Genomic DNA, 26,477 nt, shown 5'->3' with positions numbered 1-26,477 from the left:
AATAATAACGTTTTCTTAAAACTGCTGTCTTGGCTTATATCCTATGACAACAGTACTTAAGCTTGGTTTATCAGTACTCTCGTTATTGGTTACGTACTTATTTCAATGACTTGAGGTTGGAGCGAATTATAGGTCGACCATAATGGTCTTAGTCGTAATCCCGCCTTGGTCATCGATTATCTTCAAGGTCACCTCATGTTTCCCGTATGAAGGGAAGATAGAAGTGTATGTGCGACCTCGTTTTACTTTTCCATTTGGAAGCGTCCACTCGGTATCAACGATACGACCATCATTGTCTGAGCTTGTTGACCACATGGTTACCCAGCGTCCCAAGTGGATGTACTTCGCACTTGCTTCTGGCAGGGCGTTTGGAGATTCAACACTCACTACAGAGCTGAACGAATCAGTGGCGCCTTTGTCGTCGACAACAGTCAAGCTCACCGTGTAATCACCGGCTTGCTCATAAGACCAAGTTGGTGTCATTTCGTTGCTTGTTGCACCGTTACCAAAGTCCCATAGGTAGCGAGTAATCTCGCCGTCTTGGTCAGAACTGAAGTTGCTTGCAGAAACATTCAGACCATTAACGTTAAGCTCGAAGTTCGCAGTCGGAGTGATGTTGTGTTGGCTCACTTTAGATAAGCGCACTACACCGTATTCGTTGTTGTCGCTCTGATTCACAATATCAACCGCTAAACCAAATTCAGTCAGGATACGCCCTGAGTCTGGTGCTTGAGGTGATGTGTAATCTTGGTCGTCAGAGAAGCTCGCATTGCCCACCAAACTAGTGTCTTCAAGTACGTCATTGTCACTGTTTACAAGTCGCATTGGCGTGTGATCTTTGAGTGAGAACGCAGCATCACGAACTTGGTAGCGAGTTTGAGCAACTTCGCCTGAGTTTTCCCATACCATGGCATTTTGGTCTGCGTCTACAACACCTAACCAGCCTTCACCTGGGTGTTTGCCAACCCAGTTATCGGTAAGAGATTCGTCTACATACCAAATGATCAGACCCGGATCGAACGACATCAATTGACCCATGCGTTTGATGTTAGCTAGGCCTTCATCAACGTCCATGTGACTGCGCCATTGCAGTAGGTAGTAGTGCTGAGCTTGATGGAATCCATTACTCAGCTTGTAGCCATTAAGGGCGAAGGTGGAGTTGCTTTCACCATCGTCTATCTCAGTCACTTCACCATCGACAACCACAGCAAGGTTATCTAGATAGAAACCTTCCATCGCCAAGCCACCGTCTGTGATGTACTCAAACGAAAGCTCTACTTCTTGGCCTGTCCATTGTGAAACGTCAAACTCAGCATCAATCCAACCACCAGACTCACCACCAATCGCAGGGATTAGACCTGTGTTGTATGGGTCATCCATTGAGGTGATGTTGCCTGCGATAGCTTGTCCATTCACGAGTACACGTGCAAAGTCGTAATCTTTCTCGATTTCGTACCAAGTTTTGAATGAAAGCAGCGCTGAATCACCCGCTGGAATCACCAACTTACGAGTCATGCTGTTTTTTAGGTCATCGCCTTTTTGAGAGTGGAAAGAGTACTCACCAGCAAACGGTTTCAAACCCTCGATCTGTTTCTCTGGAAGATCCACTTTAATCATGTTCGGACGGCTGTTATCTGTCGTTTGGAACAGCGTATAAACCTGTGGGCTGTCTTCTAGGTCATCAATCGAGATTTGATCATTGTTAATCCAACGACCACCAATCGACTTTTGAAGGAAGTGTTTTGCCCAAGAGCTAAAGGCTGTTGGTTGAGTACCGCCAATTTGACCTGCCCAACTGCCAGAAGACATGATAGACCAGTAAGAAACGGGTTCACCTTTGCCTGTGTATTGAGTGTCGTACTCGTCTGGCAGACCTAAGTCATGACCATATTCGTGAGCACAAACACCGGCTGCCGCATCAATCGGCTGAATCGTGTAATCGAACGCTGCGTATTGGCCATTAAAGCGATCTGGAAGTGAACTAGAGGTGCCTTCTAGCACATGTGTGCGACCAAGGTTGAATCGGTGAGACCAGATGGCATCAGGGCCTAGCACACCACCACCGGCTTCTTCGCCCACAGATGCGTGGAATACCATTAGGTGATCAATCACGCCATCGGGTTCACGGAAATTTCCGTCGCCGTCATAATCGTAACGATCTTCGATGTCGTAATCGGCTAGGTTGATGCTCGGATCTTGAGCCAATTGATTGAGCGCTTCGCGAACCAGTTCTTGTGCGTTCAAGTCATTGTCGGTGGTCGGGGAGTTGCCACCATAGAAAGACGCAGACTTCGAGGCGCGATACCAACCGGCAGCTTGGCCCGCAACGCTATAACTGTCTCCCGATTCGCTTTGGTAATATTGACGCATCGAGATTAGGTTTTCGCCATTTGGCCCTGTGTAACCCGAGTTTGAAAACAACAATTCTTGATAATGTTCAGGGTTGTAGCTCTCGTAGAGCATTTGCGTGTGCTCTTCGGTTAGTCTGTTGTCATCCCAGTTCAAATCTGGGAAATCAACCAATAGCGCGAGCACTTTATCGGTACGCTTGGTGCCGACTTCCAGAGCAAAGACGCTCGCTTTTTTAACGCCAGACCCTTTTTCGATGGCTTTGAGAATTTTCGCTCGTTGCTCTAACGCTTTTTTACCGAACTGGGCATCGCCTTTAAAGCCAGAGTTGATCTTGTTCTTTAAATAACGGTCAAAAGCATCGTGTTTTGCAATATCGCTTGCGTCTTGTTCGACTAAGCCTTGTCTTACTAGCATTTCAATTAGTTTGTCTTCATTAACAACACCTAAATCAATCGGCGTTTTAGCATAACTACTGACGCTAAATAGAGTAAGCACTGCTGAAGCTAGCAATGTTTTTCTCATTATCTTCATTACATTTCCTTTTTGTATTTCCATGTCGATATCAGAATCAACTCGCCTTATTCAGAATGGTTGTCCGAGTTTGGCTTAATACACTCTTTTGGTGTTTTAGGTATCTGACGTTTATTAGTTAACTTGTTTTTGCTTTCTATCTCGTTTGTATTACCAGGCTCATTTTCATTACCTACATCATTGGTACTTTCTATTTCTTGCTTATTTTTCAAATCAAACTGACTGCCTTTCACATGCTTTGCGTTGAGATAGATACGTAAAGCTTCGCGGTTGTCCTCGTAGGTTAAGCCGGGACAAATAACGCCTCGTTCAATCAATGACTTGAGCAACAGTTCATCATTCTCAATGGTGGAAGCCTGTGACAGTGAGGAAAAAAGTAGAACCATTAAAGCCATTGTTTTGTGCGACATTTTTATATCAAGCCATCAGTTTTGATTATGTAACAAAATATATTTATAAAATTAACCAATCAAACTGATAATTATCACAAATCATTATCCGTTCCGCTTTCAACATTAAGAGTTAATATCAAATAAGATCGGCTATTTATTTTATTGTCAGTTATTTAGTGAATTTGGAAGCATTAATAGTTGATAGTCTTAATAATTAATAACAATGTTAGGTTTATGGTTACTATGCTGGAGAGTGCTTTATATAAGGTATCGGAGATTAATTAACTAACGCGATGTTATATTTTTTATGTTTAATAAATGCACGTAATAATTGAGTGTTTAGTAAATAATCACTCTCAAATTATTTTCACGAGAAATAGTATTAATTAGTTGTTCAAACATGATTCAAAGTGCTTCACGAAGGGGTATTTGACGTTTGAACAGCGATACGGGGTGATGGAAGAGAGAAAAGAGCCCAAGGTTAGGCTCTTTTGTAACAGGTAAGCGAGTGTTTAGTGCTTCTAAGATTGGGATACATCGCGATAAAAGTATCGCTCACAAACACTTGGGTTGATACGCTTGATGACGTTAGATATCAGAGCGATAACGAGCACTGAGAATACGAGCCTTCCCCAGAATATGGTGTAGAAATCTGCCCCGATCAATAGAATCAACAAAGTATCTTCTATCAGGCTGTGGAGTAGGTTGAGCAACATGATTGCTGTGAATACGTCTCTTGCAGAGATGTGTCCGTTTTTCGCTTCATTGATTAATAGTCCGCCCCCAAACGAAAGGCCAAGAGTAATCCCTATGATGGTTAGGTTGGTCGCGTCTTTGCTGATTCCCAACAACCTCAGGAATGGTCTCAACATGACTGCCATCAGTTTTTCAATTCCAACAAGCTTTAAGATCTTGAGTAGCAGCAATAGAGCTGAGATCACCATGAAGATAACCGCAAAACTCTTAATCTGATCCAAGGCCCAGGCGAGGTAACTTGTATCCGTTGATACTTCCGGTTGCCAAAGCACAGTCGCGGGGTAGTTGAGTAAGTCACCATATTGATAACTGAGGTTCAGCAGCCATGCTAATACCAAGCTGCCGCCGACTCTGACTGATAACGTTGCCAACCAACTCACGCCTGCTTTTCTGGCTATCGCACCTTCAATTGGCAGCGAATGGGCGAGAAGCATCATGCTGCCTAACACTGAAGCTTGGGCGACAGTAAGGGGAACATCGGAACTGATGAGAATAATCAACCCAGCATAGATGTTAGTGAGTATGGTGGTTGCCCATACCAAGCCCATTTCTTTTGGTAAGCCAACGCTTTCCATTATAGGGCTTAACCATTCGCTAAGTATCACGATACCGCCGAGCTCTTCAATCACTTTTATCACGATGATGATTGGAATCATGATTCGAAAAAGCGTCGAGGTGACATCGAAAATCTCTTTAAGGAGTTCTTTAAAAAATTGATAAGTGAATTTCATTGTTACGGCCATTATTCGATTGTGTTGTATGAGAAGATCTTATCGCGATTGTTGTGATCATAATTTTGAAATGGCTTTGTAAAGTTGCGTTAGATTTTTTAATTATCGTAGTATTAGAAATTATAAGTTACAAAACTATGGTTCTAAGAAATTATGGAAATAGACCGTATAGATCGAAGCATACTGGTAGAGCTTCAAAAGAATAACCGAATTCCTAATCAAGCGCTGGCTGAGATTGTTGGCTTATCACCGCCAGCTTGCTTGAAGCGAGTGAAGCGCTTGAGAGAAGAGGGTGTGATTGTGGGTGATGTGTCTATCATCAATCCGGAGCTTACTGGCAGTAAGATGACTTTGGTTGTGTCTGTGGAAATGGAGCGAGATCGAGGGGACATCTATCAGATATTTCGCCACTCGATTTCAAAGGCTGCGGAAGTTACTCAGTGTTACCAGATTTCCGGCAGCTTTGACTTTATGTTAATTGTTACGGTCAAAGACATTCAAGCCTATGAAGATTTTGTGGAGCGGGTGCTGCGTAAAGACTTAAACATTCGAAAATTCCACACCTCTGTATCAATGAGAACGGTGAAGTTTAGTACCGCAGTAAACTTAGATGAGTCATAAACGTTAGCTTGAAGGTATGTGATGCATTGAGGTTTGTGAGGTCACTGGCTTATTTTTGTTTAAATAGCAGGCATTTACACAAAATGTGATGTTCACATTTTGTCATAACTTTAATAATTGTATATATTCCTCGCCTAAAATAATAATTAACAAAAGTTAATATAATGACTGTCAGCTCATCTTCTCAATCTCGTGAAACGCTTCTCAGCGAAAACGAACAACTTGTCTCGACTACCGACCTTAAAGGCGTGATTACTTACAGTAATGATGCTTTTTGTCGCATCGCAGAATACAGCCAGCAAGAATTGCTAGGGCAACACCACAATATTGTTAGGCATGGTGATATGCCTAAGGCGGCGTTTGCCGACATGTGGGTAAACCTTAAGCAAGGTAAGGCGTGGCGCGGGATCGTAAAAAATAAGACTAAATCTGGTGGATATTACTGGGTTGATGCTTACGTTACCCCGATCTACGAGAGCGGCAAGGTGAGTGGTTATCAGTCTGTTCGTGTTAAACCGAAGAATGAGTGGGTACAGATTGCAGATAAGGCCTACCAAGGCATATTGAAGGCTGAGAAATCTGGCCGCCAATGGTCATTACAGATCAGTGATAGTATTCGCTATGCTGTGTTATTGGGCTCTCTGGCTGCGCCTCTGGTTTCAAATCTTGTCGAAGTAGGGCAAGTATCCCAATGGCTTCTTAGCTTACTGCCTGTTTCTGCATTAGCTCTGCTTTTCCGACAAGAGCTGATTGATACTCCCTTACAGCTGAAAAAACTGCAGTCGAAATTTGATAGTGTGAGCCGCCTAGTTTATTCAGGTAACAGCAAATTCTCAGTAGCCGATTTTCACTTGAAGTTGTTGTCTGCTCGAATTCGCACGGTATTAGGCCGCATGACCGATTCTGCGAAACCACTACAAGACTTAGCCGATAATCTGAATGCCACATCATTTGAAGTATCAGAAGCGTTAGATCAACAAACAAAAGACATTCTACAAGTACGTGAAGCAACGGAAGAGGTTGAAGTCACGGCGAATGAGGTCTCTTCTCGTACTGAAGAAGCGCATCAGATTGTTGATGTGACTCTACAAACCTGTGCAGGTGCTAAAGAGAGTATTAACCAAACTCACCGCAACCTTGAAAACCTAGCTTCACAGGCCGAGAAAGCGACACACACGACGTACCAGTTGAGCGACCAAGCACAGAGCGTCAGCAAGATCATGGAAGAGATCGGTGGCATTGCCGAACAAACCAACCTGTTGGCATTGAACGCTGCGATAGAAGCGGCGAGAGCGGGTGAACAAGGTCGAGGCTTCGCGGTTGTTGCCGATGAAGTCCGGGCGTTATCCGGTCGAACATCTAAGGCTACAGTTCAGATCAAAGAGAGCATTGATACTATGCTTGCAACGATTGAAGGCTGGCAAAAAGATATTCTGGCTAACAGAGAACAGACAGACGCGTGTGGCGATGTAGCAAAGGTAAGCTCAGAACGTTTATCGGAAGTTGAGAACCTGATGCAATCGATGAACGAGTTGATGCAGTCGGTAGAAAGCTCTGCGCATAAACAGCGTCAGCTATCGAGTGATGTAAACCTTCATATGCAGTCTATCGCTTCAACGGCTGAGCAAAACCTGGTTGCGACGCATTCTGTTAAAGACCATTCAACAGAGCTGAAAGAGCAAGTGAACGAGTTCTATCAACTAGCTAAACGTTTTGAAGAAAAATAACTGTCAGAGTTAGTTTGAATGAGAAATAAGAGAAAGCCTTGCGAAATTAGCTGGGCTTTTTGTAGCTCAACGTTTCGTTTTGAAAATCTTTGAAACATAAATAAAACGCCGTTCAATTGCGGTTGAGTTACACTTCTACTATTCCTATCAAATTTTGAGTTACTGAGATGCGCTCCCTTATTTTTACCGTTTTTTGTTTCAGTCTTATGAGTTTCCCAAGCTTAGCTTCAAAGGGTTCCCACTATCTTTATACGGGATATCAGAACACACGAGTCAGTGATGATGGCTTTCAAGATTACTTTGAAGGCTCTTACAACAACTCAGGCAGTAAGCAGCTTTACGGCGGCTATTTCGGCGGCAATTATGCTGTAACGGATTCTCTGTTTGTTGGCTTCGACTCTTCAAAGACGACCCGATCTTCAACGACGCTGTCCGATCTGTCTATTCAATTGGGTTGGTATCATTCGGTCACTCAGCAGGTTGAACTGTACGCATCTGGAGGCGTTAACTGGGTGAAACCTAAGAGACGTTCTTCGTGCCGAAATGACAGCATTCTTGACCCATGTAACAGGGAAACCAACAAAAACTACGATGAAGGGTTTATCGGTGAAGCGGGCGCTGTAGTTTCGATTAACGAACGTTGGTCGCTGCAACCGTTTTACAGTTATACAGATACCTTTGAACATGGTTTAAATAGTTTGGGAGTTTTGAGTTCGGTTAAGATTATCTCGTGGCTCGCCGTTGATGCAGGTTATGACTACACCTATAGCAAAAACCTAAAGCAAAACACGGTTCGAGTCGGCGCGCGGTTTAGCTTCTAGTCTTTAATCTCTAATTGACAACAGATACAAAAAGCCCCGCATTTTCATGCGGGGCTTTCGTTATGCATCAAGCCATTTTAGGGCGAGACAATTGAATCAAGATTAAGCTAGAAGCTCTTTTGCTGTGTTTACTACGTTTTCAGTAGTGAAACCGAACATCTTGAATAGCTCGCCTGCTGGTGCAGATTCGCCGAACGTTGTCATACCGATGATCTTGCCACCGAAACCAACGTACTTGTACCAGAAGTCAGCGATACCAGCTTCTACTGCGATACGCGCTGTAACGTCAGATGGAAGTACAGACTCACGGTATTCAGCATCTTGCTTGTCGAACGCGTCAGTTGCAGGCATAGATACTACGCGTACTTTCTTGCCTTCAGCTGTTAGTTCAGCAGCAGCGTTAACCGCTAGCTCAACTTCAGAACCTGTTGCGATAAGGATAAGCTCTGGCTTGCCTTCACAATCTTTCAGGATGTAACCACCCTTAGCGATGTTAGCTACTTGTGCAGCGTTACGATCTTGTTGTGCAAGGTTTTGACGAGAGAAGATTAGCGATGTAGGGCCATCTTTACGCTCGATTGCCAGTTTCCAAGCCACTGCAGATTCAACTTGGTCACATGGACGCCATGTGCTCATGTTTGGAGTCAGACGTAGAGAAGCGATCTGCTCAACCGGTTGGTGAGTAGGACCATCTTCGCCTAGGCCGATAGAATCGTGCGTGTAAACTTGGATGTTCTGAACTTTCATCAGAGCAGCCATACGCATTGCGTTACGCGCGTATTCCATGAACATTAGGAACGTTGCGCCGTATGGTACGAAACCACCGTGCAGAGCGATACCGTTCATGATAGCCGTCATACCGAATTCACGTACACCGTAGTGGATGTAGTTACCAGAGAAGTCAGTTGCTTCAAGAGACTTAGAACCCGACCACATGGTTAGGTTAGAAGGCGCAAGGTCAGCAGAGCCGCCCATGAATTCTGGTAGCATAGCACCGAACGCTTCTAGTGCGTTTTGAGATGCTTTACGTGAAGCGATGTTTGCTGGGTTAGCTTGAAGATCAGCAATGATTTGGTTTGCTTTCTCTTCCCACTCAGCAGGTAGGTCACCGTTTACGCGGCGTTTGAATTCAGCTGCCAGCTCAGGGTATGCTGCTTCATAAGCTGCAAGTTTCTCGTTCCACGCTGCTTCCTTAGCTGCGCCTGCTTCTTTCGCATCCCACTCTGAGTAAACTTCCGACGGAATTTCAAAAGGACCGTGCTCCCAACCTAATTCTTTACGTGTTGCTGCAATTTCTTCAGCGCCTAGTGGTGCACCGTGACAGTCGTGCGTACCTGATTTGTTTGGAGAGCCAAAGCCGATAACTGTTTTAGTACAGATTAGAGTAGGGCGAGGATCTGCTTTAGCTGCTTCGATAGCGGCATTAATAGCGTCAGCATCGTGACCATCTACTGCTGGGATTACGTGCCAGCCGTATGCTTCAAAACGCTTAGGCGTATCGTCAGAGAACCAACCTTCAACTTCACCATCGATAGAGATGCCGTTGTCATCCCAGAAAGCAACCAGCTTACCAAGACCTAGCGTACCTGCTAGAGAACATGCTTCGTGAGAGATACCTTCCATCAGACAGCCATCACCCATGAATGCATAAGTGTAGTGGTCTACGATGTAGTGGCCTTCTTTGTTGAATTGTGCCGCAAGCGCTTTCTCAGCCATTGCCATACCAACAGCGTTAGTGATGCCTTGACCTAGAGGACCAGTCGTTGTCTCGATACCAGGAGCGTAACCGTATTCTGGGTGACCTGGAGTCTTAGAGTGAAGTTGGCGGAAGTTCTTAAGATCTTCAATTGAAAGCTCGTAACCTGCTAGGTGAAGCAGAGAGTAAATAAGCATAGAGCCGTGGCCGTTTGAAAGTACGAAACGGTCGCGGTCAGCCCACTCAGGGTTAGATGGGTTGTGGTTTAGGTGAGAGCGCCAAAGAACTTCAGCGATGTCAGCCATACCCATAGGAGCGCCTGGGTGACCAGAGTTTGCTTGTTGTACGCCGTCCATGCTTAGAGCACGAATAGCGTTAGCTAGATGTTTGCGGTTCATAGAAACTTCCGAATAAAAATTAAGATAAACAAATTGATAAAAGTAGGGGAACTGAACGTTCCCCTATTTGAAATTGGTGAGATTGATTACAGCTTAGCTGCGATCATGTCTTCTAGTTTGCCTTGGTCAACTGCGAAGTTGCGGATGCCTTCAGCTAGCTTCTCTACAGCCATTGCGTCTTGGTTGTGATCCCAGAGGAACTCAGCGTGAGTCATCGCCGCTGGACGCTCTTTAGTACCGTTAGAGTCGATTAGCTTCTCTACTACTTCGCCTTCTGCTGCTTCTAGGTCTGCTAGAAGTTGAGGTGCGATAGTTAGACGGTCACAACCAGCAAGTTCAAGGATCTCGCCGATGTTACGGAAGCTTGCGCCCATAACAACAGTCTTGTAACCGTGGTCTTTGTAGTAGTTGTAGATATCAGAAACAGAGATTACGCCTGGATCTTCTGAAGCTTCAAAATCACGACCTTCTTTCGCTTTGTACCAGTCCATGATGCGACCTACGAAAGGAGAGATTAGGAATACGCCAGCTTCAGCACAAGCACGAGCTTGAGCAAAAGAGAATAGAAGCGTTAGGTTACAGTTGATGCCTTCTTTCTCTAGGATTTCAGCAGCACGGATGCCTTCCCAAGTAGAAGCCAGTTTGATAAGGATGCGGTCGTTAGTGATGCCAGCGTCGTTATACATTTTGATAAGTTGACGAGCTTTAGCAACGCTGCCTTCCATGTCGTAAGAAAGACGAGCATCTACTTCAGTAGAGATACGGCCAGGTACAACTTTCAGGATTTCTTTACCGATGTTCACGTTAAGCATGTCGCAAGTGTCTTGAACTTGCTGTGCTTTATCATCGCTTTGCGCTTTAGCGTATTCGATAGAAGCATCGATTAGAGGTGCGTACTCAGCAATTTGAGCAGCTTTAAGAATTAGAGATGGGTTAGTTGTTGCATCTTCAGGAGTGTACTTGCTGATAGCTTCGATATCGCCAGTGTCAGCTACAACAGTTGTTAGTTTACGAAGTTGCTCTAATTTATTGCTCATTTTGATCATCCTATGTATCGCATAACACCTCGTTAATGGGAGAGGTGTGGGCATTTGCAAGCTAACTAATGAAGTTCTCAATGGTTGTACCAGTGAGCCAAACTTACATTAATTTAAATTTTTCTCCGAACGAACATTTGCACAGAACATTTGATCGCTCGATGAGTAAATGATGTAGCCATATTTATCCGATCTAGCACCAAAGTCAACGGTAAATAGTCCTGTATGGTGACTTCAGTCAAATATATTTCGCTCTAGTAATCATGGGGTATGCAAGCAAACGTTTAACGAGCAGAGTGAGGTGAATTAATCAACAATAAAACCAAGGCTATCACCGTGAACAAATGTTCCTTGTTGTTACATATGTTCACGGTGTAAACTTGTGTATCACTTGCTGATGCATCGAACATTTGTTCTCAAAGCAGGTAAAATAATTGTTAAATATAGGTTGCGTGGTATATGAGTAAGAATATCCAAGATGTTTCCGAAGAAAACACTGATCTCCTCACTGAAGTGGCTGTTGCTTATTATCAGGATGGCGCGACACAAGAAGAGATCTCCAAAAAGTACTCTATCTCTCGTGCAAAGGTTGGTCGAATGCTCAAGCAAGCCCGAGATGAGGGTATTGTTGAGATCACCGTGAAATACCACCCCGTATTCAGTGCCAAGATAGAACAACGCTTGATTGAACGCTTTGGCGTGAAACGTGCACTTGTGGCACTAGACCAACCAAACGAAGAGAAGCAGCGACTGCAAGTTGCAGGCCTAGTGTCTAACTATTTAACCAGTACCTTGAAAAACGGCATGGTAGTAACAGTAGGCCAAGGGCGAAACGTATCGTCTGTTGCTCATCATACTGGCGTAATTACTCCTCGTGACTGTAAGTTCGTGTGCGGTATCGGTGGTATTCACCCAAGAGGCGGTATGTTTAATGCCGACCATATATGTAGACAGCTAGCCAAAAAGTACGGTGGCTCGTCTGAGACCTTGTATGCGCCCGCTTATGCAGAAAACAAAGCACAAAAAACGGCATTCATGGAAAACAGCACCGTTAAGCAAACACTCGACTTGGCGCGAAAGGCTGACGTTGCTTTGGTCGGTATTGGTGACATGAGTGAAAACAGCTACATGGTCGACCTAGGTTGGTTTACTGCAGGCGAGGTTGTTCAATCTCGCTTATTACAAGGTGTGGTCGGTGACTTTGCGGGTTACGACTTTTTTGATGTACACGGCAAAGCAGCAAACACAGTAATGAGTGACCGAGTAATCGGCTTAGGTTTAGAAGAATTTCGACCAATAGCAGAAGTGATCGCTATCGCCGCCGAAAACAGTAAACCACTAGCTTTGTTAGGTGCATTAAGAACCGGCGTGGTAGACGTTATCGCAACCAGCGTAAGCAATGCTTTGACGGTACTTAACTTGGACGAGCAGATGAAGCACGCTGAGTTAGACGAAAATCGTTAAGGTACAAGTGTTGTTGATTAACGAAAGGGAGCCTGTTTAGGCTCCCTTTTTTGATTTATCGCGTTATTCGCGAGCTTGGTGAGATCAACTGACAGTTATGCCGTTGGTTTTGGTAGTTCTATTGTCTCAACCTGAGTTGGTGCTAGATACTCACACAGTTCATCGTAAGGGATAGGGCGAGAGAAGTAATAGCCTTGCATCAAATCACATCCACAAGCCTTTAGAATCGAGAAATGCTCATTTGATTCTACGCCTTCTGCTAATACCACCATGCCGAAGTTTTTACCGATTGCGATAATGTTTTGCACCATAGTGAGTGACTGCTGGTCTATAGCTATGTTCTCAATGAAACTCTTATCAATCTTAAGTTCGTCGATAGGGAGTGCTTTCAACATGCTCAACGATGAATAGCCAGTACCGAAGTCATCCAGAGAGATCTTGATACCGTTTTCTTTGAGCGCTTCAAACAGTGGTTTTACTATAGCCACATCTTCAATGAACAAGCTTTCGGTAATCTCTAGCGTTAAACAGCTTGGAGAGAACTGATACTTTTCAAGCGTAGCGAATAAGTGGTCAGAGAACGACTTATGTGAAAACTGACGAACCGATATGTTGATCGACAGCCCGATCTTCTGTTCTGTCGTTCGATGCAAATGAGCGATCTGCATAATGCTCGACTCAATAATAAACGTACCTAGCTTTTGCATTAAGCCTGTGCTTTCTGCGACAGGAATAAACACATCGGGCGGGACAAAACCCAGTTCGTCATCAATCCAGCGTACCAGTGCTTCGACACCATGAGTTCTCTTATCGGTACGTACCAAAGGTTGAAAAGCCATGAACAGCGTTTGCTTCTCAATAGCGATACGTAGCCTCTGTTCTACTCTCATTTTGTAGAGGTGAGCGTCTTGCATCGCCGTGGTGAAAATGCTGTACGAGTTTTGCTGCTGCTTCGCTTTATACATCGAAATATCGGCAGAACGGAGCAAGCTATCCAAGTCTTTTCCGTGTTCAGGGAAGCGGGCAATACCGATACTGCAGCCGAGTAAGAACTGAGAGTGTTCAACTTCATAAGGTTGAGAAAGCACCTCAATAATTCGTTCGGCGAGTCGTTTAATCTCAGATTCGTTCGTTAACGGCGTTAAGAATAGAAACTCGTCGCTCGATTCACGCACCAACAAGCTGAGTCGAGAACGGAATCGCATCAAACGTAACGCAATCTGTTTGAGTACCTTGTCACCGAAGTCGTGCCCGTGAGTATCATTAACACACTTAAAGTTATCGATATCGATAAACAGCAGCGAGAATTGCTCAGACTCATCTATAATCCATTTATCAATATTTCGACGCATGTATAAGCGGTTTGGCAGAGACGTTAATGGATCGTGATTTGCTTGGTAGATCAGCTGGCTTCGCGTTCTTTGCTCGTTCTTGGCAATCGACTTAACTAAAATGTAGAAACCAAATTGAAGGAAAATAAAGGCGCCGAAAAGAATGCCGAACTCTTGGATGAAGATACTATCAACGTGAGTAAGATCTGTGCGTCCAACGACCCAGAGTTTGTAATCTGGAATGTATTTAGCGCTGACCAATGAGTGGTACATGTCGTCATCGACGCTGAAAGAGTAGGTGTTATTTCCTGTTTTCGCCTCTTCGAGACTGACGTTCACTTGTTGTGCAAAATGATGAATGATGCGTGTTACTACATCATTATCAACTGGCTCAAGATACGCTTCGAGCGATTCAATATCGCTCGAATAAAACTGTCGGTAGTTGTCGGGTCTTAGTAAGGTTAGGGTGTTGTAGCTACCAGCGTGTGCATTGTTTTCGAATACTATTGTGCTGTCTAAGCGCAGGCCTGCAGTCATCACCGCATCGACATTTTTGCCATCGATGGAGATCGATTTTCTTAGCGGAATCACCAAACTGTTCAATGATTCTTGGAAATAGGTACGCCCTAACACCATCTTTTCGCTAGACATAGCCTCTATAAATGAATCTCTGGTGTATGGGTGGTTAAGTAGATTGTGTTGATTCGACAATTGCAGGTTGGAGCTGATCGCGAGGTAGTCCCCTTGAGGGTTGAGTAATCCAAATGCCGCAATCGCAGGGTGAGTATCAAGCAACTTGTCCAATATTGGTCGAATTTGAATCGAGGCAGTACGAGTGAAGTCAGACTGTTGGGCCAATTGGTGTCCAACCACTTCTAAGAGTGCCTCTTGGCTTGTGAGTAATGAACTGACCGAGCTAGAAAACAGCTCGACTTGAATATGCTGCTGCTCTATGAAGTCTTCTCTATTTGCTTGCCATTTTGTTACACCTAGCACAGTGAAAAGTATCAAGGTGAGCAGTACGACTAGAGCGTACAGCGACCAGATATTTTTCTTAAATAGAGCCATGGAATGCCTTTTTTGGTTACGACTTGGAACAGAGTGCATGAGACAAACTATTGGGCGCCAATATGATGTATTAAGTTTGTAAGACACATCGATAATGGCTAATCATTAAATAGTGTAACGACTACGAACGAAGATTCTTGAGTGAAATATTAACATTCACACGAGCAATAACGATTAGTGCATGATTGCTCACGATTTATGCTTAGCAAATTTATACAGATTAATTAAAGAACAGTGCTAATCGAGTTTTGGTGTCAAACGAATATAGCGTTACCGCAAAGCAAAGAGCTTACTCAATGAGACGTTAAGTCATCACTAACAGTAAGCCCTTTATGCATGCGCAGTATATTCTAACAGTAGCAGTAAGCGAAGTTGAATTACTGTTTGGTCACAGCGATAGGTAATTGTTCGTTAGCACCCCATTCAGTCCATGAGCCGTCGTAAACGCCCATTTCGCCCGAATATCCCGCCAGCTTAGCGGCCAATAGAATGATACAGGCCGTCACACCGGAACCACAACTAAAGAACATAGGTTGAGAGGGGTTTAAAGCTAACGTTGAAAAGATGTCGGAGAGCTCTTCTTGGGATTTCAATTTGCCTGTATTCAATACTTGTACGAATGGTAAACAAATAGAATTTGGAATATGGCCACTGCGCAAGCCTTCACGTGGCTCTGGTACTTGTGAATCGAAACGAGCTTGCGAACGTGCATCTAGAATGTTTGCACTCTTATCATCGGAATAACTTTGGATTTGCTGAGCATTTACAAAGTAGTTGTCTTGAATATGACCTTCGAAGTTACCCGGTGTTACCTGAGTTCTGTACGAAGTGTCTGTGGCGTAACCAGCTTCGATCCACGCAGGTAGACCACCATCTAAGATGTAAACGTTTTTGTGCCCCATCGCCATAAACATCCACCACGCACGAGGTGAAGCAAAGGTTCCAGAGTTATCGTAAACCACAACCGTACTGTCTTGATTGATACCAATTTCGCGAGCACGAGTGTTGAAGTGTTTTTCGGAAGGAAACATGTGAGGAAGTAAGGTGTGCTTGTTGCAAAAGTCTTTGTCGTAATCAAAACGAAGAGCACCAGGAATCATTTGTCCCTTGATCTTTTCCGACTCACTTGGGATCTGAAATTCGATACTGGCGTCTAGGATTACAATGTTGTTTTCTTCTAGCAAACGTTGTTGAAGCTGTTCCGGTGAAATGAGTGGCTGATTCATTTTTCTTATATCCATTCTTGTTGTAGTTATCACTGTTGTTATATCGACGACTAAGGCGCAGTTCTACAGTGGATGAACTGATAACTGCTTTGTCCGGTTATTTGATTGTTTAATGTATCAAGCGCGACCACAGAATCAATAGGGCAGTCTGTGGTGGGTGCAATGGAAACGCGAAATACTTGATTATCTTCTGTCTGAACGGTGAGGTAGCGTCGGTGCCCATCTAGTGATTGAGTGAGAGTATTCGAAATTACCTTGGCTTGAATGCGTTGTCCTGTCTCAGAGGTCATAGGAAAATAGGCAAGAGCAACTAATACGCCCACACCACACATTAAGATAAATAGACCCATTTTTAACTGTTTCATGAGAGTAAGTCTTTGAAGGTTATGTTGAAAATATAAGTGAGATTGGCGTTAAAGTGAATCAAGTCAATCAGAAACAATGAACTCACTCTAGATTCGAACCCAAACAAAAAGTGAGCATTTCAGCTCACTTTAAAGTTATCAGTAATGAGTTATGAAAAACTCTTAACTAAGGTCTCTTACCAAACGATTTGAGAATCAGTGCTCGAAACCACTTGTTGTAATGGTGGTTGCCCATCGTAAAACCAAATTTCGACCAAGAGAGAGTCGTGGTTCACAGGCGCAGTAAAGTTAGAGGCAAATACACCATTGTCTAACGAGCCTGCAATCACTTTACTTGAGTAGTCCGGTTTCAAGGTAGAGTCATCTCGCGTGCTAAAACGGCTATAAACGGTGACAAATGAGCGAGCGGTAGAAATGCTACTGATGTCGATGTCGAGATCAAATTGCTCTATTGAGCTGTAATCAAAGCCATCGGGCACAACCACATCACTCATTGTATAGGTTGGTGTTGCTGCCGCACTTGTTACTGGAGAAGGCGTTGCCGTCACTGGTGTTGAAGGTGCAGCGGGAGTCGACGGTGTTGCTGGTGATGGCGTAGATGCACTGCCGCCCCCACCGCCGCCCCCACAACCAACTAATACCAGTGGAGTGACAGCTAAAATAACAGCCAGCGATTTCTTCATATTCCAAGTGCTTTGTGCAGACATACGATTTTCCTCCGATAGATTGCGACTTGAATCAACGCAATGAGCTTTTCGATATTGTTTATTTTGAATAGTCATAGCGTTTCTCCTTATGGCACGTAGCATTGGTTGTCTGCAGGTGATTCATGCCACGTTTGATTCGTGTCACCACCGGACTCTGCGTATTGTTTGAACTCTGGATAAGCGGTAACAATATCCACATACTCTTGAGGCCATTGCCACTCATCGGTTGACGTGATGATCAGTGCCCAAGGATGGTTTTCTGCCGTTTTGAAATATTTACCTGTTGATGGGTTACTGTCATCGACACCTAATCCAGCTTCAAAGAGGTTGTCTGTATCAAAGGCTTCCGTTGGTGCTTGGTCTGGTAGGTGAACTTCCCAACTGCGTCCTGGGTGCAGAGGTAGATTTTCACCGTGATAGTAGCCAGGTGTTGCAAAGATAAACGGGTCGTAAGGCATATCTGTCCATGTATCAGTACTGATACCATCGCCTGATAAGCTGATTCCTATTTGGAAAGAAAACTGTTCGTCGTCTTTACATGAGTTACTGGTTCGGTAGAAGGTACACGATGTCTCTGTTTTAGACGTTAAATCTTCGGCGGCAATAAATATCGCCTCACTACGTCCGTCCTCCATGTCTAAGTCAGTAAAGACTCCATTGTGTTTCATGTAAGAATTACCGCTGTCTACCGAGCTTGGAGCAAGGTTTGGTAAGCGAACCGCGAAACCATTTCTATAGGTTGCACCAACAGCAGCTAGGCGACCGTCGATAGTTGATTTCACTACTTTTCCGTCTTTTAGGATTTCTGTGATTCGATACATAATCACGGCATCATTCATGTCGTAGTCGGCTTTATATGGCCAGTTGTCTTCATACGCCAAGGTTGCGTAGCCCGAAGCGCTTGGGAAGTAACGGGCTGTGGCCCCGTCATTAAGAACATCGACTTGAATATCAACCACCTCACCAGATGTTGAACCACCAAAGTAGCTCAGGTTGGTTTGTTGACTGAATCTGAAACGAGCCCAAGTTGTCCCCGTTAATGCGTTGATATCAACATTAAGGAACAGGTCATTCTCACCCGCATCCAGTTGGTAGTCGGTAAATACTTGCTCATTAGCGCCATCGAAGCTGCCATCTTGGTTCCAATCAATCCAAGCTGAAAGGTAACCAGTCGTTGAAGCTTCAATAACAACTTTTGAATCGAGTCCGGCTTCAAGTGCGGTAACAAAACCGATACCACCGTTTGCCCACTCATCATCAATGCCAACATTTTCATCAGATTGCGGTGTTACGTAGCCATCAAGGTCAGCATCTGGTGCGTCTGTACCTAACCAAGTGATGCCATCAAGTTCATGTCGAGGACCATTACTTGCTAATAGAGTAAGGTAGCTGTCTGGTGCGTCACCGAAGTCGATGTTGGAGTCTTCATCAACAACAGGGGCATTGGCACAACGAGCACCATCATTTTGGTTGGAAGCTGGGCCGTTTGATACAAATTCAACGGCTGGAACAATCCCAGCAGCGATATTGGCCGCATTATCTGGAGATAGGTTGATACGGTAGATCTTACCGTCTTGATTTCGAGATACGTAGTAGTAGCCGTTTACATCAAAATAACCTGCACCGAACGTACCAGTTTCTCCAGTATCACCTATGTAGGTTTCTGCACCCGTTGTAGGATTAAAGCTGTACAAGCCACCAGAGTTATTATCGATACCATATAAAGAGCCATCACTTGGGTGGAAGGCGAAATCAGTCAATCTTACAGTTGCTGGGCTGCCTGCGATTTTGTTTACCGTAACGGTTGCATTAGGATCTGAATCGAGAGGGGATAGATCAACTGTGAACAGCCCTTTACCGGTGCGGTACAGGTAGTAAACATGGTCGTAGACATCGCCTACATAGAAGGTATGGTCTGTTGGTAATCCGCTGGTATTGATGACTTCTGCTTGGAAGTCTTGACCAAGACGTACTAGGCGTTTGTTGGTGGTGTCATACCCGTAGATGTATCTGTCTTCGAAGTCAAAACCAACACCGTTGATGTTAGCGTTCATCCCCGTATCGTCTTCTAGTAGGGTAGTTGAACCAGTAACGAGGTTAACTCCCCAGACTTGAACTGGAGTGGATTGAAAAAGGTATGCCTTACTAGGGCAAGTATCGAATGGCGCTGCGTTGGCGACCAGTGGCGCACTTAATAGCAAACTTAACGTTGTAATTCTCATATCTACATCCTTGTGATGGAAGGTCTAGATACTTAATCAAGTAATGTGCCATTTTTAAGTTATTGATTTTAATGCTTTTTATTTTTGATAATTCAAGTTTTTGTTGTTTTCTCAAAATGAGAATTCAAATGAAACTAATCTCTTAATAACTATTTCAATTTGATAACCTTGAGTAGAAGCTAAACTTCAGACATAAAAAAGCCCTGACTTATCGTCAAGGCTTGGGTTCTCGGTAAGACGGTATATGGTTTAGTCTATCCGCACACCGAACAGTTAGGCATCTTCATCAAATTCATCTCACGCCAGCTGTGTGACATGGCATCGAGAATTAAAAGTTTGCCTTGTTTTGGTTGTCCAAACTTAGCGATAACTTTGATCGCTTCCAAAGCTTGAGCTGCGCCCACCATGCCGACAACAGGCGCCATCACACCTGCTTCGACACAGCTTAGCGCTGCATTGCCGAATAGAGCGCTCAAACACTGGTAGCAAGGTGCGTTCTCATCTTGATAGGTGAATACGCTAATCTGACCTTCCATGCGAATCGCAGCACCAGAAACCAATGGCGTTTTAGATGCGTAGCATAAACGGTTAAGTTGATTGCGTGTTTCTACATTGTCGCTGGCATCAAGTACTAACGAATGCGCTTCAATGAGCTTCGCTAGTGCCTCGTCATCAAGTCTGTGGTCGACAGTTTCAACTTTAAGGTGAGGGTTTAATACCTGCAGTGATTCTGCGGCTGAAACGACCTTTTTCTTACCAATGTCAGCATTGGTGTGAAGGACTTGGCGCTGTAAGTTTGAAAGCTCAACAACATCATCATCGATTAGCGTTAGCTTACCAATGCCTGCTGTCGCAAGATATTGGGCAGAAGCGCAGCCTAAGCCACCAGCGCCTAGTACCAAAATTGAGCTTTGTTTCAGCGCTTCTTGGCCTTCAAAATCAAACTGCTTAAGGATAATTTGGCGGTTATAGCGAAGCATCTCTGCATCAGACAGTATTTCCATCAGCAAGCCTCGTTAGTAAAGCGTAGAGTTAAACAGTTGAATTTGAACTGTTTCGCCGACTTCCACTCGACCACGTTCGCGTTCTAATACCACAAAGCAGTTTGCTAGGCTCATTGAGCGGAAAGCGCCTGAACTTTGGTTACCTGTTGTTTCAACCACAAACTGACCGTTTTCAATCGAGTAGATGCCACGTTGGTAATCAGTACGGCCTGGGCCTTTCTTGAAGGCAGACTTAGTCGTTGCTGGAATAGATTCTGGCGCTGTCCACGCAGTATGACCTGCAAGTTTAGCCAGCATAGGTTGAACCAACACGTACATAGTCATCATTGCAGAAACTGGGTTGCCCGGAAGGCCACAGAACCAAGCGTTGTCTAATTCACCAAAAGCGAATGGCTTACCCGGTTTGATTGCTAGTTTCCAAAAGCCGATTTCGCCAAGTTCTTCAAGAATGTCTTTGGTGTAATCAGCTTCGCCTACACTTACGCCGCCAGAAGTCACGACAACGTCTGCTAATTCTTGCGCTTTTACAAAGGTCTCTTTAAGCGTTGCAGGGCAATCAGGAATAATGCCTAGGTCAATCGCTTCACAACCAAACGCTTCAATTAGTGGTTTGATACCGTAGCGGTTGCTATCGTAGATTTGACCATCTTCAAGTGGCTGACCTAGCGGCTTTAGCTCATCGCCAGTAGAGAAGAAAGCGACTTTAGGTTTGTGCGCAACAGTCACGTGGCTCACACCGAGTGAAGCGATCATTGGAATATCGCGAGGTGTTAAACGTTCACCGCGGCTAAGAACTATGTCACCTTGTTTGATGTCGTCACCCGTAGGGCGAATGTTGTTGTTCAGTTTGATGTCATCTTGCTGAATATCAATGCCCGCATCGGTTTCGCGAGTGTTTTCTTGCATGATGACGGCATCACAACCTTCTGGGATTTTAGCGCCAGTCATAATGCGAATACAGGTATTGCTTGGCCATTCGCCTTCAAATGGCTGACCCGCAAAAGACTTGCCCGCCAATGGCAGTACTTTACCGTTCTCTAGGTCCGCTAAACGCAGTGCGTAACCGTCCATTGCTGAGTTATCAAAAGGAGGTACAAAAATAGGGGAGAGTATGTCTTCAGCAAGAACGTAGCCCAATGCCTCCGCCAATGGCAGAGTCAGGGTAGTTTGGATTGGTTTGATTGGTGACAGTAGCTTATCTAGTGCTTCTTCAATTGGCATTAAGCCCGGAGCGTCGCAACAGCCCATAATTGAAATCCTTTGATCGTTATTGTTTTGATTTTGTGGTTGGCAATGGTGGTTGAAAAGTGATCAGAACACCTGATTCGCCAACGAAATTCTAGCCACTCTAGCACAGTTTAAGCCCCGTAAATAATGACCTCCCTTAAAATATGGGTGTATTTATTCAAAATTCCGAGTATCCTTGTTTGCCATCCAGAAGGGGTAATAAAAGAGGAAGTTCAATGTCAGGTCTTAGCGAATCAGCGAAGTTGGTTAAAGATGCGCTAGCAAGCCGTGGTTTAGAGACACCAATGAGTCCAAACCAGGTGAGCCGAGAAGAGAAAAAGGAACGAATCGAACACCATATGCGCGAGATTCTCACTCTACTCGAACTTGATCTTACGGACGATAGTCTGGAAGAAACACCACACCGCATTGCGAAAATGTACGTGGATGAGATTTTCTCTGGTTTGGATTACGCTAATTTCCCTAAAATTACCGTAATTGAAAACAAGATGGGCGTTCGCGAAATGGTACGTGTGAAAGACATTACCGTGACCAGTACTTGTGAGCATCACTTAGTGACCATCGATGGCAAAACAGCGGTCGCTTATATCCCTCGTGGCAAGATCATTGGTCTGTCTAAGATCAACCGTATCGTGCGCTTCTTTGCACAGCGTCCACAAGTTCAAGAGCGTATGACTCAGCAGATCCTTGTCGCTTTGCAAACCTTGCTTGAAACTGAAGATGTTGCAGTAACTATGGATGCGGTTCACTACTGTGTGAAATCGCGCGGTGTAATGGATGCAACCAGCGAAACAACAACCACGGCATTGGGCGGTATTTTCAAATCTAACCCAGCAACGCGTCACGAGTTTTTACACGGCCTGCGTTAATCGTAAGTAATGTGATAAGTACGATTTAGCCTCAGTAAATCGGCAACCAAGATTCTAAGCCTCGCACTCGCGGGGCTTAATTATATGGTCCGCCTCACTCTCAAGCCCTTAAGCTTAGAGTAGGCTCTCAGAATGAGGTGAACCATATGTCTTCTATTCATATTTTAGGTATCGACCTAGGTAAACATTGCTTCCATGCTATCGCACATAACCGTTGTGGTGTGGAGGTGCTTCGTCGTAAATTTAATCGTAACCAACTCTTAATCTTTCTTAGTAAAATAGAACCAACAACTATTGCTTTCGAAGCCTGTGGCGGTGCTCATTGGCTTGCTCGAAAATGTAGTGAGTTTGGGCATCAACCCCGACTTATTCCCCCTCAGTATGTTAAGCCTTATGTCAAAGGCAATAAAAACGATTTCATCGATGCTTCAGCGATCGCAGAGGCTGCGGGTCGACCGACCATGAGGTTTGTAGCTGTAAAAAGTGAAGAGGCTCAAGTCATCGCAGCGATTCATCGAGTCAGAGATAGTTATATCAAGGAGAGAACTGCCACTATGTCGCGGATCGGAGCGATCTTACTTGAGTTCGGCCTTAGCTTTCCCAAAGGGCATGCAAAGATGAAGTCTTTGTTTCAATGGTTAGCAGAACAAACCGTCTCATTACCAAAAAGCTTGCTATGTGAATTGATATCTATCCACGAGCATTACAAGTACCTTAATGAACAAATCAAAACTCAAGATAACAAGCTTCAAACTATTGTTAATAACAACGAAAGTGCTCAATTATTAAAAACTATCCCTGGAATTGGTGATCTTACCTCCACATTGTGTATTGCCGATGTAAGCTCTCCGAGTAACTTTACCAATGGCCGTGAGATGGCGGCTTGGTTGGGGCTTGTGCCAAGGCAATTCTCAACGGGAGGAAAGACCAAGCTACTTGGTATGAGTAAACGAGGGAATAAACACCTCAGAACTCTGTTTGTCCATGGGGCAAGGGCTGTACTCTCTAGACTAGAGACGACAGGGAAAGTGTTTGGAGAGTGGCTTGTGAATCTACGAGCCACCAAACCATTTAATGTAGTGGTAGTCGCATTAGCCAACAAGCTAGTGAGGATAGCTTGGGCGGTGTTATACCACCGCCAAGCTTTTAAGGCTGTTTAGCTATAACCAAGTTTGCAACGTCAATGAACGTGATGACAAAAACGGTCAATCGGCCAGATTAAGAACCTGACACAAAAAATAGCAATCAATGCTTTGGGCTTTTTAAGGATAATCTGGCGCGGATATCATCGTGGAGCTGGGAAGCTAGTGCTCCCAACAAGGACTCCGAATACATTAGCGCAAACCAACTCCGTTATTACTTAATTGTAGTTGCAATAACGGGGCGGACCATACATTTTTGTGCCTGTAATAAAGTTAACTTCAATAACTGCGAATGTCGTAATTCGCTAGAGTGAAGAATGAGCGAGTAGGGAATCTGTTTGTCTGCGCGGTTTTCTGACTTTCTATGAGATCCCCGACTCAGTCGTTCCTCCCTCTCGGGGATGACGGGGAATATTAAGGGATTTGACTCAAGTGTATGTTGAGAGTGACGGAGAATTTCGACGAGTTTATTCAGGTGCGTCTTGAGAACAGTGGTGAAAGTGTCTGCGTGAAACGCACTCAATAAGCTTTGCACACATAACCCTGCCATTCCCTAAAGTGAGGTATGAGCGTAATAGGGAATATGATTTTTGTATCTATGGTTGCCTAACTTCGTATGAGATCCCCGACTCAGTCGTTCCTCCCTCTCGGGGATGACGGAGAATATTGGGGGATTTGACTCAAGAGTATTTTGAGGGTGACGGAGAATTTGGGCGAGCTTACCCTGGAGCATCTTAAGAATACTGGTGAACACAGGCTTATCTGTGTATTTGTTTAGGTGAAACGCACTCAATAAATTTTGAGCACACACCTCCGTCATTCCCTAAAGTGAGGAACGAGCGTAATAGGGAATCTGCTCTTGTGCTCTGAATTGATAGTGAAAACGGTTGTTGGAAATAGATGCGCTCTACAGAACCTATAAAGCGCAAATTTAGATACAGCAGCTGGTGTAATGCTTAAGAAAGGTTAAACAAACGCTTTAAGCTATGAATGAAGCCGGACGGCTTATTCTCTGCTTGATAGATATTCAAGCCATCATAAAAACTCGCCATGAACTCAACACGGATTTCATCACCTGTGCTTCTTGATAAGCGAGACAGTAGTTTGGCGGTTGCTGCAGCGTGATCATTGGCTAGGCTGTAATCCATTCCAAGTCGACCTTGAATGAACAACCATAAATGCGTTACTAACTTTAACTGCTGAGAGTTCGAGTTTTGAAACTTGTCGCCGTGCTTACTGCCTACCGTATTATCGAAGACACTTTGCATCGCTTCACTAGCATCTTTATTGCTCTCAAAGCGATAGCTTGCGTCAATATGTTCTTTGGTCAACAGGCCAAGCAGTGTCTGACGTGCTGAGTTATCAGGCTTATTCTCACAAGCGTGTTTAAACAGGGCATGGTTTTCGTCGATAAAAGACGCTAGCTCTTTCTCACAACCTGTCGCAATCGCAGTTACTGAGTCTAAACCAGACTCTTTCAAACAAACGTAGAGTTTAGTTTTAGCTCGCTGGTTTGCTTCAAGTTTCTGCTGACTGTTATTTGGTAGCTCAGTCATTACTCTGTAGCTCTTCCCACGTTACTTCAGCTGATTGTGTGTCGCTATTTACGAACGCTGAGTTGCCCGTCAGCATCACTAAAAGATCCATTGTGCGTTGTGTCATTGCGGCTAATTGCTCGATACCTTCGTTGTCTAGACGAACGATTTGAGCTTTTAGATAACCGAATTTGCCTTTGTTCTGCTCCCACCAAACGTTTGATTTAGTGTTGAAGCTAAATACGCGCACAGATTTAGATAGACGAGTCGCTTTCTTAACACGTTCTGGATCCGGTTCGCCCACATCAACCCATTCTAGGATCTGGTCATCTAAAGACTTCTGCCATAAATCTGGTTCTTCAATGCTAGACAACCCTTTAGTGAACTCAAGTTCAGGAGACGCATTGATACAAAAAGCCATGATACGAGCCATCATTCGCTGTTCTGTTTCAGACGGATGTTGTGCAACCGTTAGATTAAAAGAGTCGTAATAGTCGCGATTCATATCGGTTAAAGAGATACGAAACTTGTAGATTGTCGGTTTAAGAGCCATTGAGGACGTGTCTTAGGTAGAAATAGTGAAGGGGAATATTACCTTAAATCTCTGAATAGCGGGTAAAAAAATAGCCAGCAGAGGCTGGCTATTTTTAGAAAGCTATAAAATACTAAATTAAAGTACTTTGATGCTGTCAGCTTGTGGGCCTTTTTGACCTTGAGATACTACGAACTCAACTTTTTGGCCTTCAGCAAGAGTTTTGAAACCGTCGCCTGTGATAGCAGAGAAGTGTGCGAATACGTCTGGGCCGTTTTCTTGTTGAATGAAGCCGAAGCCTTTAGTTTCGTTGAACCACTTTACTGTACCAGTAACTGTGTTAGACATGATGATATCCTAAAATTAAATTTTTATTTTGAGCCAATTGTGGCACTGATAGCGCGGAAAAGTTTATTGCTATTGCGTACAACACAACGGGGTTACTAGTAATCCAACGAAATGTTTATATACAAAGAACTTTCTTTCTAGCCGGAAACGAGTCTAAATCAAATCAGGGGATAGTCAATCGAATACATAGGGAAAGGTTGCAGAAACTTGGGGGTAGTCAAACTTTGCATTCCTTAAATATCATGGAGTTACAGTTGTATGGTGATTTCTTGTCGTTTTTGTGAAAAACATAGGTATGTTTGATGACAAAATTAGAGTCGTTGCACTGTTTTGGCACATTTTATTTTGCAGTAA

Annotated in this window: 21 protein-coding genes; 6 read left to right on the top strand and 15 right to left on the bottom strand. The window is 44.2% G+C overall.

The features are described from left to right. Positions 1-126 precede the first annotated feature (126 nt). From FLM53_RS21375 to FLM53_RS21365, 3 genes are all read right to left on the bottom strand, one after another. Positions 127-2,883 carry an immune inhibitor A domain-containing protein gene (locus FLM53_RS21375; protein ID WP_176679499.1) on the bottom strand — a complete coding sequence of 919 codons (2,757 nt, stop codon included), beginning with the start codon at positions 2,881-2,883 and terminating at the stop codon, positions 127-129. Between the two features lie 47 nt (positions 2,884-2,930). Continuing rightward, positions 2,931-3,293: a hypothetical protein gene (locus FLM53_RS21370; protein WP_176679500.1), complete on the bottom strand. Its 363-nt coding sequence runs from the start codon at positions 3,291-3,293 to the stop codon at positions 2,931-2,933. A gap of 503 nt (positions 3,294-3,796) precedes the next feature. Continuing rightward, entirely contained in the window at positions 3,797-4,762 is a 966-nt protein-coding gene (locus tag FLM53_RS21365) for a hypothetical protein (RefSeq protein ID WP_176679501.1), read from the bottom strand. A 153-nt stretch (positions 4,763-4,915) separates the two neighbouring features. Here FLM53_RS21365 and FLM53_RS21360 point away from each other — a divergent pair, with 153 nt between their 5' ends. The 3 genes from FLM53_RS21360 (at position 4,916) to FLM53_RS21350 (ending at position 7,931) form a co-directional block, all read left to right on the top strand. Further along, entirely contained in the window at positions 4,916-5,383 is a 468-nt protein-coding gene (locus FLM53_RS21360) for an Lrp/AsnC family transcriptional regulator (RefSeq protein WP_017631704.1), read from the top strand. 164 nt (positions 5,384-5,547) lie between these two features. Then, entirely contained in the window at positions 5,548-7,110 is a 1,563-nt protein-coding gene (locus FLM53_RS21355; RefSeq protein ID WP_176679502.1) for a PAS domain-containing methyl-accepting chemotaxis protein, read from the top strand. A gap of 206 nt (positions 7,111-7,316) precedes the next feature. Beyond that, a complete protein-coding gene (locus FLM53_RS21350; protein ID WP_256099319.1) occupies positions 7,317-7,931 on the top strand; it encodes a hypothetical protein in 615 nt (204 codons plus the stop codon). Positions 7,932-8,033: 102 nt separating this feature from the next. Here the strand turns inward: FLM53_RS21350 and tkt are convergent, their stop codons facing one another. Then, positions 8,034-10,025: a transketolase gene (gene tkt, locus FLM53_RS21345; protein WP_176679504.1), complete on the bottom strand. Its 1,992-nt coding sequence runs from the start codon at positions 10,023-10,025 to the stop codon at positions 8,034-8,036. An 86-nt stretch (positions 10,026-10,111) separates the two neighbouring features. After that, positions 10,112-11,062, bottom strand: a complete 951-nt coding sequence (gene tal / locus FLM53_RS21340; protein WP_046209277.1) for a transaldolase — start codon at positions 11,060-11,062, stop codon at positions 10,112-10,114. Between the two features lie 459 nt (positions 11,063-11,521). On the opposite strand from tal, the gene FLM53_RS21335 reads away from it, so the two are divergent. Further along, positions 11,522-12,526 (top strand): sugar-binding transcriptional regulator, encoded by a 1,005-nt coding sequence (locus tag FLM53_RS21335; RefSeq protein WP_132969104.1) that lies wholly within the window; start codon positions 11,522-11,524, stop codon positions 12,524-12,526. A 95-nt stretch (positions 12,527-12,621) separates the two neighbouring features. Here the strand turns inward: FLM53_RS21335 and FLM53_RS21330 are convergent, their stop codons facing one another. The 7 genes from FLM53_RS21330 to moeA form a co-directional block, all read right to left on the bottom strand. Next, on the bottom strand, positions 12,622-14,925 hold the full coding sequence (locus FLM53_RS21330; protein ID WP_176679505.1) for an EAL domain-containing protein: 2,304 nt from the start codon (positions 14,923-14,925) through the stop codon (positions 12,622-12,624). Positions 14,926-15,302: 377 nt separating this feature from the next. Beyond that, positions 15,303-16,151 carry a sulfurtransferase gene (locus FLM53_RS21325; protein WP_176679506.1) on the bottom strand — a complete coding sequence of 283 codons (849 nt, stop codon included), beginning with the start codon at positions 16,149-16,151 and terminating at the stop codon, positions 15,303-15,305. Between the two features lie 50 nt (positions 16,152-16,201). Beyond that, entirely contained in the window at positions 16,202-16,516 is a 315-nt protein-coding gene (locus tag FLM53_RS21320; protein ID WP_176679507.1) for a hypothetical protein, read from the bottom strand. A gap of 176 nt (positions 16,517-16,692) precedes the next feature. Beyond that, complete coding sequence (locus FLM53_RS21315) at positions 16,693-17,298, bottom strand: hypothetical protein (protein WP_176679508.1); 606 nt, start codon at positions 17,296-17,298, stop codon at positions 16,693-16,695. Positions 17,299-17,309: 11 nt separating this feature from the next. Then, on the bottom strand, positions 17,310-19,445 hold the full coding sequence (locus FLM53_RS21310; RefSeq protein ID WP_176679509.1) for an LruC domain-containing protein: 2,136 nt from the start codon (positions 19,443-19,445) through the stop codon (positions 17,310-17,312). Positions 19,446-19,699: 254 nt separating this feature from the next. Then, positions 19,700-20,449 (bottom strand): molybdopterin-synthase adenylyltransferase MoeB, encoded by a 750-nt coding sequence (moeB, locus tag FLM53_RS21305; protein ID WP_176679510.1) that lies wholly within the window; start codon positions 20,447-20,449, stop codon positions 19,700-19,702. 12 nt (positions 20,450-20,461) lie between these two features. After that, entirely contained in the window at positions 20,462-21,697 is a 1,236-nt protein-coding gene (gene moeA / locus FLM53_RS21300; protein ID WP_176679511.1) for a molybdopterin molybdotransferase MoeA, read from the bottom strand. Between the two features lie 215 nt (positions 21,698-21,912). Between moeA and folE the strand changes: the two genes are divergently transcribed. Both folE and FLM53_RS21290 read left to right on the top strand, forming a co-directional pair. Then, positions 21,913-22,566: a GTP cyclohydrolase I FolE gene (gene folE / locus FLM53_RS21295; RefSeq protein WP_004737232.1), complete on the top strand. Its 654-nt coding sequence runs from the start codon at positions 21,913-21,915 to the stop codon at positions 22,564-22,566. A 146-nt stretch (positions 22,567-22,712) separates the two neighbouring features. Further along, on the top strand, positions 22,713-23,726 hold the full coding sequence (locus tag FLM53_RS21290) for an IS110 family transposase (RefSeq protein ID WP_176679512.1): 1,014 nt from the start codon (positions 22,713-22,715) through the stop codon (positions 23,724-23,726). Positions 23,727-24,664: 938 nt separating this feature from the next. Here the strand turns inward: FLM53_RS21290 and FLM53_RS21285 are convergent. The 3 genes from FLM53_RS21285 to FLM53_RS21275 form a co-directional block, all read right to left on the bottom strand. Next, positions 24,665-25,264 carry a hypothetical protein gene (locus FLM53_RS21285; RefSeq protein WP_176679513.1) on the bottom strand — a complete coding sequence of 200 codons (600 nt, stop codon included), beginning with the start codon at positions 25,262-25,264 and terminating at the stop codon, positions 24,665-24,667. Then, positions 25,257-25,796 carry a YaeQ family protein gene (locus tag FLM53_RS21280; RefSeq protein ID WP_176679514.1) on the bottom strand — a complete coding sequence of 180 codons (540 nt, stop codon included), beginning with the start codon at positions 25,794-25,796 and terminating at the stop codon, positions 25,257-25,259. Before FLM53_RS21280 ends, FLM53_RS21285 begins: the two co-directional genes overlap by 8 nt. A 117-nt stretch (positions 25,797-25,913) precedes the next feature. Further along, complete coding sequence (locus FLM53_RS21275; protein ID WP_010430417.1) at positions 25,914-26,123, bottom strand: cold-shock protein; 210 nt, start codon at positions 26,121-26,123, stop codon at positions 25,914-25,916. Between the last annotated feature and the right edge of the window lie 354 nt (positions 26,124-26,477).

The organism is Vibrio sp. Scap24 (genome assembly GCF_013394185.1).
Lineage (GTDB): Bacteria > Pseudomonadota > Gammaproteobacteria > Enterobacterales > Vibrionaceae > Vibrio > Vibrio pomeroyi.
This window is presented reverse-complemented; position numbering and strand designations above follow the sequence as displayed.